We start from the raw sequence: 12,421 nt of genomic DNA, 5'->3' as shown, positions 1-12,421 counted from the left end.
GTAAGAAGTTAATGGCGTAAAGAATGAATACACAACAATTGGCAAAACTGCGTTCCATCGTGCCCGAAATGCGTCGCGTTCGGCACATACATTTTGTCGGCATCGGTGGTGCCGGTATGGGCGGTATTGCCGAAGTTCTGGCCAATGAAGGTTATCAGATCAGTGGTTCCGATTTAGCGCCAAATCCGGTCACGCAGCAGTTAATGAATCTTGGGGCGACGATTTATTTCAACCATCGCCCGGAAAACGTACGTGATGCCAGCGTGGTCGTTGTTTCCAGCGCGATTTCTGCCGATAACCCGGAAATTGTCGCAGCTCATGAAGCGCGTATTCCGGTGATTCGTCGCGCCGAAATGCTGGCTGAGTTAATGCGTTTTCGTCATGGCATCGCCATTGCCGGAACGCACGGCAAAACGACAACCACCGCGATGGTTTCCAGCATCTACGCAGAAGCGGGGCTCGACCCAACCTTCGTTAACGGCGGGCTGGTAAAAGCGGCGGGTGTTCATGCGCGTTTGGGGCATGGTCGATACCTGATTGCCGAAGCGGATGAGAGCGATGCATCGTTCCTCCATTTGCAACCGATGGTGGCGATTGTCACCAATATCGAAGCCGACCACATGGATACCTACCAGGGCGACTTTGAGAATTTAAAACAGACCTTTATTAATTTTCTGCACAACCTGCCGTTTTACGGTCGTGCGGTGATGTGTGTTGATGATCCGGTGATCCGCGAATTGTTACCGCGTGTGGGGCGTCAGACCACGACTTACGGCTTCAGCGAAGATGCCGACGTGCGTGTAGAAGATTATCAGCAGATTGGCCCGCAGGGGCACTTTACGCTGCTGCGCCAGGACAAAGAGCCGATGCGCGTCACCCTGAATGCGCCAGGCCGTCATAACGCGCTGAACGCCGCAGCTGCGGTTGCGGTTGCTACGGAAGAAGGGATTGACGACGAGGCTATTTTGCGTGCGCTGGAGAGCTTCCAGGGGACTGGTCGCCGTTTTGATTTCCTCGGTGAATTCCCGCTGGAGCCAGTGAATGGTAAGAGCGGTACGGCAATGCTGGTCGATGACTACGGCCACCACCCGACGGAAGTGGACGCCACCATTAAAGCGGCGCGTGCAGGCTGGCCGGATAAAAACCTGGTAATGCTGTTTCAGCCGCACCGTTTTACCCGTACGCGCGACCTGTATGATGATTTCGCCAATGTGCTGACGCAGGTTGATACCCTGTTGATGCTGGAAGTGTATCCGGCTGGCGAAGCGCCAATTCCGGGAGCGGACAGCCGTTCGCTGTGTCGCACAATTCGTGGACGTGGGAAAATTGATCCCATTCTGGTGCCGGACCCAGCGCAGGTAGCCGAAATGCTAGCACCAGTATTAACCGGTAACGACCTGATTCTCGTTCAGGGGGCCGGTAATATCGGAAAAATTGCTCGTTCTTTAGCTGAAATCAAACTGAAGCCGCAAACTCCGGAGGAAGAACAACATGACTGATAAAATCGCGGTCCTGTTGGGCGGGACCTCCGCTGAGCGGGAAGTTTCTCTGAATTCTGGTGCAGCGGTGTTAGCCGGGCTGCGTGAAGGCGGTATTGACGCGTATCCTGTCGACCCGAAAGAAGTCGACGTGACGCAACTGAAGTCGATGGGCTTTCAGAAAGTGTTTATCGCGCTACATGGTCGCGGCGGTGAAGATGGCACGCTGCAGGGTATGCTCGAGCTGATGGGCTTGCCTTATACCGGCAGCGGAGTGATGGCATCTGCGCTTTCAATGGATAAACTACGCAGCAAATTGCTTTGGCAAGGCGCTGGTTTACCGGTAGCGCCGTGGGTAGCATTAACCCGCGCAGAGTTTGAAAAAGGCCTGAGCGATAAGCAGTTAGCAGAAATTTCTGCCTTAGGTTTGCCGGTTATCGTTAAGCCGAGCCGCGAAGGTTCCAGTGTGGGAATGTCAAAAGTAGTAGCAGAAAATGCTCTACAAGATGCATTAAGATTGGCATTTCAGCACGATGAAGAAGTATTGATTGAAAAATGGCTAAGTGGGCCGGAGTTCACGGTTGCGATACTCGGTGAAGAAATTTTACCGTCAATACGTATTCAACCGTCCGGAACCTTCTATGATTATGAGGCGAAGTATCTCTCTGATGAGACACAGTATTTCTGCCCCGCAGGTCTGGAAGCGTCACAAGAGGCCAATTTGCAGGCATTAGTGCTGAAAGCATGGACGACGTTAGGTTGCAAAGGATGGGGACGTATTGACGTTATGCTGGACAGCGATGGACAGTTTTATCTGCTGGAAGCCAATACCTCACCGGGTATGACCAGCCACAGCCTGGTGCCGATGGCGGCACGTCAGGCAGGTATGAGCTTCTCGCAGTTGGTAGTACGAATTCTGGAACTGGCGGACTAATATGTCGCAGGCTGCTCTGAACACGCGAAACAGCGAAGAAGAGGTTTCTTCTCGCCGCAATAATGGAACGCGTCTGGCGGGGATCCTTTTCCTGCTGACCGTTTTAACGACAGTGTTGGTGAGCGGCTGGGTCGTGTTGGGCTGGATGGAAGATGCGCAACGCCTGCCGCTCTCAAAGCTGGTGTTGACCGGTGAACGCCATTACACGCGTAATGACGATATCCGGCAGTCGATCCTGGCATTGGGTGAGCCAGGTACCTTTATGACCCAGGATGTCAACATCATCCAGACGCAAATAGAACAACGCCTGCCGTGGATTAAGCAGGTGAGCGTCAGAAAGCAGTGGCCTGATGAATTGAAGATTCATCTGGTTGAATATGTGCCGATTGCGCGGTGGAATGATCAACATATGGTAGACGCGGAAGGAAACACTTTCAGCGTGCCGCCAGATCGCACCAGCAAGCAGGTGCTTCCAATGCTGTATGGCCCGGAAGGCAGCGCCAATGAAGTGTTGCAGGGCTATCGCGAAATGGGGCAGATGCTGGCAAAGGACAGATTTACTCTGAAGGAAGCGGCGATGACCGCGCGGCGTTCCTGGCAGTTGACGCTGAATAACGATATTAAGCTCAATCTTGGCCGGGGCGATACGATGAAACGTTTGGCTCGCTTTGTAGAACTTTATCCGGTTTTACAGCAGCAGGCGCAAACCGATGGCAAACGGATTAGCTACGTTGATTTGCGTTATGACTCTGGAGCGGCAGTAGGCTGGGCGCCCTTGCCGCCAGAGGAATCTACTCAGCAACAAAATCAGGCACAGGCAGAACAACAATGATCAAGGCGACGGACAGAAAACTGGTAGTAGGACTGGAGATTGGTACCGCGAAGGTTGCCGCTTTAGTAGGGGAAGTTCTGCCCGACGGTATGGTCAATATCATTGGCGTGGGCAGCTGCCCGTCGCGTGGTATGGATAAAGGCGGGGTGAACGACCTCGAATCCGTGGTCAAGTGCGTACAACGCGCCATTGACCAGGCAGAATTGATGGCAGATTGTCAGATCTCTTCGGTATATCTGGCGCTTTCTGGTAAGCACATCAGCTGCCAGAATGAAATTGGTATGGTGCCTATTTCTGAAGAAGAAGTGACGCAAGAAGATGTGGAAAACGTCGTCCATACCGCGAAATCAGTGCGTGTGCGCGATGAGCATCGTGTGCTGCATGTGATCCCGCAAGAGTATGCGATTGACTATCAGGAAGGGATCAAGAATCCGGTAGGACTTTCGGGCGTGCGGATGCAGGCAAAAGTGCACCTGATCACATGTCACAACGATATGGCGAAAAACATCGTCAAAGCGGTTGAACGTTGTGGGCTGAAAGTTGACCAACTGATATTTGCCGGACTGGCATCAAGTTATTCGGTATTGACGGAAGATGAACGTGAACTGGGTGTCTGCGTCGTCGATATCGGTGGTGGTACAATGGATATCGCCGTTTATACCGGTGGGGCATTGCGCCACACTAAGGTAATTCCTTATGCTGGCAATGTCGTGACCAGTGATATCGCTTACGCCTTTGGCACGCCGCCAAGCGACGCCGAAGCGATTAAAGTTCGCCACGGTTGTGCGCTGGGTTCCATCGTTGGAAAAGATGAGAGCGTGGAAGTGCCGAGCGTAGGCGGTCGTCCACCGCGGAGTCTGCAACGTCAGACCCTGGCAGAGGTGATCGAGCCACGCTATACCGAACTGCTCAACCTGGTCAACGAAGAGATATTGCAGTTGCAGGAAAAGCTTCGCCAACAAGGGGTTAAACATCACCTGGCGGCAGGCATTGTATTAACCGGTGGCGCCGCGCAGATTGAAGGGCTTGCAGCTTGTGCTCAGCGCGTGTTTCATACGCAGGTGCGCATCGGCGCGCCGCTGAACATTACCGGTTTAACGGATTATGCTCAGGAGCCGTATTATTCGACGGCGGTGGGATTGCTTCACTACGGGAAAGAGTCACATCTTAACGGTGAAGCTGAAGTAGAAAAACGTGTTACAGCATCAGTTGGCTCGTGGATCAAGCGACTCAATAGTTGGCTGCGAAAAGAGTTTTAATTTTTATGAGGTCGACGATAATTACGGCCTCAGGCGACAGGCACAAATCGGAGAGAAACTATGTTTGAACCAATGGAACTTACCAATGACGCGGTGATTAAAGTCATCGGCGTCGGCGGCGGCGGCGGTAATGCTGTTGAACACATGGTGCGCGAGCGCATTGAAGGTGTTGAATTCTTCGCGGTAAATACCGATGCACAAGCGCTGCGTAAAACAGCGGTTGGACAGACGATTCAAATCGGTAGCGGTATCACCAAAGGACTGGGAGCTGGCGCAAATCCAGAAGTTGGCCGTAATGCGGCTGATGAGGATCGCGATGCACTGCGTGCGGCGCTGGAAGGTGCAGACATGGTCTTTATTGCTGCGGGTATGGGTGGTGGTACCGGTACTGGTGCAGCACCAGTTGTCGCTGAAGTGGCAAAAGATTTGGGGATCCTGACCGTTGCTGTCGTGACTAAGCCTTTCAACTTTGAAGGCAAGAAGCGTATGGCATTCGCTGAGCAGGGGATCACAGAACTGTCCAAGCATGTGGACTCTCTGATCACTATCCCTAACGACAAACTGCTGAAAGTCTTGGGCCGCGGTATCTCCCTGCTGGATGCATTTGGCGCAGCGAACGATGTACTGAAAGGTGCAGTGCAAGGTATCGCTGAACTGATTACTCGTCCAGGCCTGATGAACGTGGACTTTGCAGACGTACGTACCGTAATGTCTGAAATGGGCTACGCAATGATGGGTTCTGGTGTGGCGAGCGGTGAAGACCGTGCGGAAGAAGCTGCTGAAATGGCTATCTCTTCTCCGCTGCTGGAAGATATCGACCTGTCTGGTGCACGCGGCGTGCTGGTTAACATCACGGCGGGCTTCGACCTGCGTCTGGATGAGTTCGAAACGGTAGGTAACACCATCCGTGCATTTGCATCCGACAACGCGACTGTGGTTATCGGTACTTCTCTTGACCCGGATATGAATGACGAGCTGCGCGTAACCGTTGTTGCGACAGGTATAGGCATGGACAAACGTCCTGAAATCACTCTGGTGACCAATAAGCAGGTTCAGCAGCCAGTGATGGATCGCTACCAGCAGCACGGGATGGCTCCGCTGACCCAGGAGCAGAAGCCGGTTGCTAAAGTCGTGAATGACAATGCGCCGCAAACTGCGAAAGAGCCGGATTATCTGGATATCCCAGCATTCCTGCGTAAGCAAGCTGATTAAGAATTGACTGGAATTTGGGTTTCGAGGCTCTTTGTGCTAAACTGGCCCGCCGAATGTATAGTACACTTCGGTTGGATAGGTAATTTGGCGAGATAATACGATGATCAAACAAAGGACACTTAAACGTATCGTTCAGGCGACGGGTGTCGGTTTACATACCGGCAAGAAAGTCACCCTGACGTTACGACCTGCGCCGGCCAACACCGGGGTCATCTATCGTCGCACCGACTTGAATCCACCGGTAGATTTCCCGGCCGATGCCAAATCTGTGCGTGATACCATGCTCTGTACGTGTCTGGTCAACGAGCATGATGTACGGATTTCAACCGTAGAGCACCTCAATGCTGCTCTCGCGGGCTTGGGCATCGATAACATTGTTATCGAAGTTAACGCGCCGGAAATCCCGATCATGGACGGCAGCGCCGCTCCGTTTGTATACCTGCTGCTTGACGCCGGTATCGACGAGTTGAACTGCGCCAAGAAATTTGTTCGCATCAAAGAGACTGTTCGTGTCGAAGATGGCGATAAGTGGGCTGAATTTAAGCCGTACAATGGTTTTTCGCTGGATTTCACCATCGATTTTAACCATCCGGCTATTGATTCCAGCAACCAGCGCTATGCGATGAACTTCTCCGCTGATGCGTTTATGCGCCAGATCAGCCGTGCGCGTACGTTCGGTTTCATGCGTGATATCGAATATCTGCAGTCCCGTGGTTTGTGCCTGGGCGGCAGCTTCGATTGTGCCATCGTTGTTGACGATTATCGCGTACTGAACGAAGACGGCCTGCGTTTTGAAGACGAATTTGTGCGTCACAAAATGCTCGATGCGATCGGTGACTTGTTCATGTGTGGTCACAATATTATTGGTGCATTTACCGCTTATAAATCTGGTCATGCACTGAATAACAAACTGCTGCAGGCTGTCCTTGCAAAACAGGAAGCCTGGGAATATGTGACCTTCCAGGACGACGCAGAACTGCCGTTGGCCTTCAAAGCGCCTTCAGCCGTACTGGCATAACGACATTTATACTGTCGTATAAAATTCGACTGGCAAATCTGGCACTCTCTCCGGCCAGGTGAACCAGTCGTTTTTTTTTGAATTTTATAAGAACGATAAAAAACGGTGCGAACGCTGTTTTCTTAAGCACTTTTACGCACAACTTATCTTCATTCGTGCTGTGGACTTCAGGCTTTAATGATAAGATTTGTGCGCTAAATACGTTTGAATACGATCGGGATGGCAATAACGTGAGTGGAATACTGACGCGCTGGCGACAGTTTGGTAAACGCTACTTCTGGCCGCATCTCTTATTAGGGATGGTCGCGGCGAGTTTAGGTTTGCCTGCGCTCAGCAACGCCGCCGAACCAAACGCGCCCGCAAAAGCGACAACCCGCAACCACGAGCCTTCAGCCAAAGTTAACTTTGGTCAATTGGCCTTGCTGGAAGCGAACACGCGCCGCCCGAATTCGAACTATTCCGTTGATTACTGGCATCAACATGCCATTCGCACGGTAATCCGTCATCTTTCCTTCGCAATGGCACCGCAAACGCTGCCCGTTGCTGAAGAATCTTTGCCTCTTCAGGCGCAACATCTTGCATTACTGGATACGCTCAGCGCGCTGTTGACCCAGGAAGGCACGCCGTCTGAAAAGGGTTATCGCATTGATTATGCGCATTTTACCCCACAAGCAAAATTCAGCACGCCCGTCTGGATAAGCCAGGCGCAAGGTATCCGTGCTGGCCCTCAACGCCTCAGCTAACAACAATAAACTTTTATTTCATTTTATTGACTCCGCAACACGGGGCGTTTGAGATTTTATTATGCTAATCAAATTATTAACTAAAGTTTTCGGTAGTCGTAACGATCGCACCCTGCGCCGGATGCGCAAAGTCGTCAACATTATCAATGCCATGGAACCGGAGATGGAAAAACTCTCCGACGAAGAACTGAAAGGGAAAACCGCAGAGTTTCGTGCACGTCTGGAAAAAGGCGAAGTGCTGGAAAATCTGATCCCAGAAGCTTTCGCTGTGGTGCGTGAGGCAAGTAAGCGCGTCTTTGGTATGCGTCACTTCGACGTTCAGTTACTCGGCGGTATGGTTCTTAACGAACGCTGCATCGCGGAAATGCGTACCGGTGAAGGTAAAACCCTGACCGCAACGCTGCCTGCTTACCTGAACGCATTAACCGGTAAGGGCGTACACGTTGTTACCGTCAACGACTACCTGGCGCAACGTGACGCCGAAAACAACCGTCCGCTGTTTGAATTCCTTGGCCTGACTGTCGGTATCAACCTGCCGGGTATGCCAGCACCGGCGAAGCGTGAAGCTTACGCAGCTGACATCACTTACGGTACGAACAACGAATACGGCTTTGACTACCTGCGCGATAACATGGCGTTCAGCCCTGAAGAACGTGTACAGCGTAAACTGCACTATGCGCTGGTGGACGAAGTGGACTCCATCCTGATCGATGAAGCGCGTACACCGCTGATCATTTCCGGCCCGGCAGAAGACAGCTCGGAAATGTATAAACGCGTGAATAAAATTATTCCGCACCTGATCCGTCAGGAAAAAGAAGACTCCGAAACCTTCCAGGGCGAAGGCCACTTCTCGGTGGACGAAAAATCTCGCCAGGTGAACCTGACCGAACGTGGTCTGGTGCTGATTGAAGAACTGCTGGTGAAAGAAGGCATCATGGATGAAGGGGAGTCTCTGTACTCTCCGGCCAACATCATGCTGATGCACCACGTAACGGCGGCGCTGCGCGCTCATGCGCTGTTTACCCGAGACGTCGACTACATCGTTAAAGATGGTGAAGTTATCATAGTTGACGAACACACCGGTCGTACCATGCAGGGACGTCGTTGGTCCGATGGCCTGCATCAGGCAGTGGAAGCGAAAGAAGGTGTACAGATCCAGAACGAAAACCAGACGCTGGCGTCGATCACCTTCCAGAACTACTTCCGTCTGTATGAAAAACTGGCGGGGATGACCGGTACTGCTGATACCGAAGCTTTCGAATTCAGCTCCATCTATAAGCTGGATACCGTCGTTGTTCCGACCAACCGTCCAATGATTCGTAAAGATCTGCCGGACCTGGTCTACATGACTGAAGCGGAAAAAATTCAGGCGATCATTGAAGATATCAAAGAACGTACTGCGAAAGGCCAGCCGGTGCTGGTGGGTACTATCTCCATCGAAAAATCTGAGCTGGTGTCAAACGAACTGACCAAAGCCGGTATCAAACACAACGTTCTGAACGCCAAATTCCACGCTAACGAAGCAGCGATTGTTGCACAAGCGGGTTATCCGGCGGCGGTGACTATCGCGACTAACATGGCGGGTCGTGGTACAGATATTGTGCTCGGTGGTAGCTGGCAGGCAGAAGTTGCCGCGCTGGAAAATCCGACCGCAGAGCAAATTGAAAAAATCAAAGCCGACTGGCAGGTGCGTCACGATGCGGTACTGGCTGCAGGTGGTCTGCATATCATCGGTACAGAACGTCACGAATCTCGTCGTATCGATAACCAGCTACGCGGTCGTTCTGGGCGCCAGGGGGATGCCGGTTCTTCCCGTTTCTACCTGTCGATGGAAGATGCGCTGATGCGTATTTTTGCTTCTGACCGTGTTTCCGGCATGATGCGTAAACTGGGTATGAAACCAGGCGAAGCCATCGAGCACCCGTGGGTGACAAAAGCGATTGCCAACGCTCAGCGTAAAGTTGAAAGCCGTAACTTCGATATTCGTAAGCAACTGCTGGAATATGATGACGTGGCTAACGATCAGCGTCGCGCTATTTATTCCCAGCGTAATGAACTGCTGGATGTCAGCGATGTGAGCGATACCATCAACAGCATTCGTGAAGATGTGTTCAAAGCGACCATCGATGCCTACATTCCGCCGCAGTCGCTGGAAGAAATGTGGGATATTCCGGGGCTGCAGGAACGTCTGAAGAACGATTTCGACCTCGATTTGCCGATTGCCGAGTGGCTGGACAAAGAGCCAGAACTGCATGAAGAGACGCTGCGTGAGCGTATTCTGGCGCAGTCCATCGAAGTGTATCAGCGTAAAGAAGAAGTGGTTGGCGCTGAGATGATGCGTCACTTCGAGAAAGGCGTCATGCTGCAAACGCTTGACTCCCTGTGGAAAGAGCACCTGGCGGCGATGGATTATCTGCGTCAAGGTATCCACCTGCGTGGCTATGCACAGAAAGATCCGAAGCAGGAATACAAACGTGAATCGTTCTCCATGTTTGCAGCGATGCTGGAGTCGCTGAAATATGAAGTCATCAGCACGCTGAGCAAAGTCCAGGTACGTATGCCTGAAGAGGTTGAGGAGCTGGAACAACAGCGTCGTATGGAAGCCGAGCGTTTAGCGCAAATGCAGCAGCTTAGCCATCAGGATGACGACTCTGCAGCCGCAGCTGCACTGGCGGCGCAAACCGGTGAACGCAAAGTAGGACGTAACGATCCTTGCCCGTGCGGTTCTGGTAAAAAATACAAGCAGTGCCATGGTCGCCTGCAATAAAGCTAACTCTTGAAACAAAAGGCGCAGGATTCTGCGCCTTTTTTATAGGTTTAAGACAATGAAAAAGCTGCAAATTGCGGTAGGTATTATTCGCAACGAGAACAATGAAATCTTTATAACCCGTCGCGCCGCAGATGCGCACATGGCGAATAAACTGGAGTTTCCTGGCGGTAAAATTGAAATGGGCGAAACGCCGGAACAGGCGGTGGTGCGTGAACTTCAGGAAGAAGTCGGGATTACCCCACAACATTATTCGCTATTTGAAAAACTGGAATATGAATTCCCGGACAGGCATATAACACTGTGGTTCTGGCTGGTCGAAAGCTGGGAAGGGGAGCCGTGGGGTAAAGAAGGGCAGCCCAGTGAGTGGATTTCACAGGCCAGCCTCAATGCAGATGATTTTCCGCCAGCCAATGAACCGGTAATTGCGAAGCTTAAGTGTCTGTAGATCGGTTAAGGCATCCAACATTTACACTGGATGCCTGATGCGACGCTGGCGCGTCTTATCAGGCCTACAATTTTTTAACACATTGATATAAAAGATCTTGCAGGTCGGATAAGGCGTTCGCGCTGCATCCGACAACATCTCACCTTTTACACCCAATTACTTCTGCTCTTCGCTCCAGTCATCGCTTTCGGAAAGATCGCCACTGCTGGGGATTCGTTTTTCTTCAGCAGCCCATTCTCCTAGGTCGATCAGCTGACAACGTTTGGAACAAAATGGCCGAAACGGGCTGATTTCACCCCACACCACCGTTTTCCCGCAGGTTGGGCAATTCACCGTAATAGTTTCTGACATTTTTACTCCTTAGCAACAGGCCAGTTCGAAATCCAGACGTTCCGGTACCTGTCCGTTTTCACTGTCCAGCGGCATAAAACGAATGGCAAAACGGCTCTTATGACCGGAAATTTGCGGATAAAGCTGTGAATCGAGCGACAGATTCAGGCGCAGCAAGTCGGCATCGCCACCGTTATCCTGATAAAAACCATTCAGGCTGGTTTGTTTACGGAAGGGGGCCGACTGGCGAATTAAATCCAGCACCATGGTAAGTGCCTGGGTGAGCGGGTTCAGACTGGCAATCCAGGTTTCTACCTGGCTGTCGCGCTGCGCCTGGGGTAGATGCAGCCAAATGTGCAATGTAGGTAAATCAAAGCTACAACAGCCGCCTGGGATGCTCAGTCGCTGACGCACCAGAGCAATCAAACGATCTTCACGCAGAAATTGCCCGATACGCGGCGCGGAAATTAATACGCTCCCCGCCGCTTTTAACTGCTGAATTAATGCTTCAATACGGCTCTGGTCCACGCCAGGCACGCCAATCCAGGTCTGGAGTTTGCGCTGCTGGCGGTCAAGTTCTTTCAACAGCTCAGTACGGACTTCGCCGCGCTCGAAAACATCCAGTAATTCACTGACATTGCGGAAGAAATGCAGAGCGCCAGCGTAGTCAACGACGGGTAGATTAACGGTGAGTTGCTGAATCAAAAACTCAATGCGCAGCCATGTACGCATTTTTTCATTTAGTGGATGTTCAAAAAGGACCTGGGTCTGCATTACGGTTTTTCCTGTGAGACAAACTGCGACGCAAGCTGCAAATAGTGTGCGTGCAGGCGGGCAACATCCGATGCGATAGCATCCGGTGCGCCGTTATTATCAATGACGTCATCTGCCACGGCAAGGCGGGCTTCGCGCGTTGCCTGAGCAGCAAGAATTTGTTCAACATGCTCGCGAGTGACATCATCGCGCTGCATGGTGCGTTTAAGTTGCGTTTCTGGGCTGACATCCACCACCAGCACTCGATTCGCTTTTTTATACAATGAGTTTTCTACCAGCAATGGCACAACCCAAAGTACATAGGGGGAAGATGCTTGCTGGATCTGGTGTTGCGTCTCTTGCTGAATCAGCGGATGTAGCAGGGCGTTAAGCCAGTTTTTCTCTTCCGGGTTGGCGAAAATCCGCTCGCGCAAGGCCCGGCGCTGCAATGTTCCATCAGCAGCAATCATGTTAGCGCCAAAGTGATCAGCAATGGCATGTAGCGCAGGTGCACCTGGTTCAACCACCTGACGCGCAATAATATCGGCATCAATGACGTTAATTCCGAGATCAGCAAACGCATTGGCAACGGTACTCTTGCCACTGCCAATGCCTCCCGTTAAGGCAACTATATACCTCATAATTTA

Annotated in this window: 12 protein-coding genes; 9 read left to right on the top strand and 3 right to left on the bottom strand. The window is 51.8% G+C overall.

The features are described from left to right. Positions 1 to 23: 23 nt before the first annotated feature. The 9 genes from murC to mutT all read left to right on the top strand — a co-directional run bounded on the left by murC (position 24) and on the right by mutT (position 10,691). Positions 24 to 1,499, top strand: coding sequence for a UDP-N-acetylmuramate--L-alanine ligase (gene murC / locus HEN33_RS03620; protein ID WP_001096048.1), 1,476 nt, complete (start codon positions 24 to 26; stop codon positions 1,497 to 1,499). After that, on the top strand, positions 1,492 to 2,412 hold the full coding sequence (ddlB, locus tag HEN33_RS03615; RefSeq protein WP_000130056.1) for a D-alanine--D-alanine ligase: 921 nt from the start codon (positions 1,492 to 1,494) through the stop codon (positions 2,410 to 2,412). Before murC ends, ddlB begins: the two co-directional genes overlap by 8 nt. A gap of 1 nt (position 2,413) precedes the next feature. Next, positions 2,414 to 3,244, top strand: a complete 831-nt coding sequence (ftsQ, locus tag HEN33_RS03610; RefSeq protein WP_000075744.1) for a cell division protein FtsQ — start codon at positions 2,414 to 2,416, stop codon at positions 3,242 to 3,244. Continuing rightward, positions 3,241 to 4,503 carry a cell division protein FtsA gene (gene ftsA / locus HEN33_RS03605; RefSeq protein WP_000588474.1) on the top strand — a complete coding sequence of 421 codons (1,263 nt, stop codon included), beginning with the start codon at positions 3,241 to 3,243 and terminating at the stop codon, positions 4,501 to 4,503. Before ftsQ ends, ftsA begins: the two co-directional genes overlap by 4 nt. Positions 4,504 to 4,563: 60 nt before the next feature. Continuing rightward, a complete protein-coding gene (gene ftsZ, locus HEN33_RS03600) occupies positions 4,564 to 5,715 on the top strand; it encodes a cell division protein FtsZ (RefSeq protein WP_000462776.1) in 1,152 nt (383 codons plus the stop codon). A gap of 100 nt (positions 5,716 to 5,815) precedes the next feature. Further along, a complete protein-coding gene (lpxC, locus tag HEN33_RS03595) occupies positions 5,816 to 6,733 on the top strand; it encodes a UDP-3-O-acyl-N-acetylglucosamine deacetylase (protein WP_000595482.1) in 918 nt (305 codons plus the stop codon). A gap of 230 nt (positions 6,734 to 6,963) precedes the next feature. Next, the gene (gene secM / locus HEN33_RS03590; protein WP_000014320.1) at positions 6,964 to 7,476 is read left to right on the top strand and encodes a secA translation cis-regulator SecM; all 513 of its coding nucleotides are present in this window, start codon (positions 6,964 to 6,966) and stop codon (positions 7,474 to 7,476) included. A 61-nt stretch (positions 7,477 to 7,537) separates the two neighbouring features. Further along, positions 7,538 to 10,243, top strand: a complete 2,706-nt coding sequence (secA, locus tag HEN33_RS03585) for a preprotein translocase subunit SecA (RefSeq protein WP_000905777.1) — start codon at positions 7,538 to 7,540, stop codon at positions 10,241 to 10,243. Positions 10,244 to 10,301: 58 nt separating this feature from the next. Beyond that, positions 10,302 to 10,691 carry an 8-oxo-dGTP diphosphatase MutT gene (gene mutT, locus HEN33_RS03580; protein WP_088541443.1) on the top strand — a complete coding sequence of 130 codons (390 nt, stop codon included), beginning with the start codon at positions 10,302 to 10,304 and terminating at the stop codon, positions 10,689 to 10,691. A 156-nt stretch (positions 10,692 to 10,847) separates the two neighbouring features. On the opposite strand, the gene yacG is transcribed toward mutT, so the two are convergent. Genes yacG through coaE form a run of 3 tightly spaced genes read right to left on the bottom strand, consistent with a single transcriptional unit; the run spans position 10,848 to position 12,415 of the window. Beyond that, positions 10,848 to 11,042, bottom strand: a complete 195-nt coding sequence (gene yacG / locus HEN33_RS03575) for a DNA gyrase inhibitor YacG (RefSeq protein WP_000005043.1) — start codon at positions 11,040 to 11,042, stop codon at positions 10,848 to 10,850. 9 nt (positions 11,043 to 11,051) lie between these two features. Beyond that, the gene (zapD, locus tag HEN33_RS03570) at positions 11,052 to 11,795 is read right to left on the bottom strand and encodes a cell division protein ZapD (protein WP_001194743.1); all 744 of its coding nucleotides are present in this window, start codon (positions 11,793 to 11,795) and stop codon (positions 11,052 to 11,054) included. Next, the gene (coaE, locus tag HEN33_RS03565; protein WP_001269512.1) at positions 11,795 to 12,415 is read right to left on the bottom strand and encodes a dephospho-CoA kinase; all 621 of its coding nucleotides are present in this window, start codon (positions 12,413 to 12,415) and stop codon (positions 11,795 to 11,797) included. Before coaE ends, zapD begins: the two co-directional genes overlap by 1 nt. Between the last annotated feature and the right edge of the window lie 6 nt (positions 12,416 to 12,421).

It is taken from the genome of Escherichia sp. 94.0001 (assembly GCF_013369155.2).
GTDB lineage: Bacteria > Pseudomonadota > Gammaproteobacteria > Enterobacterales > Enterobacteriaceae > Escherichia > Escherichia coli_F.
This window is presented reverse-complemented; position numbering and strand designations above follow the sequence as displayed.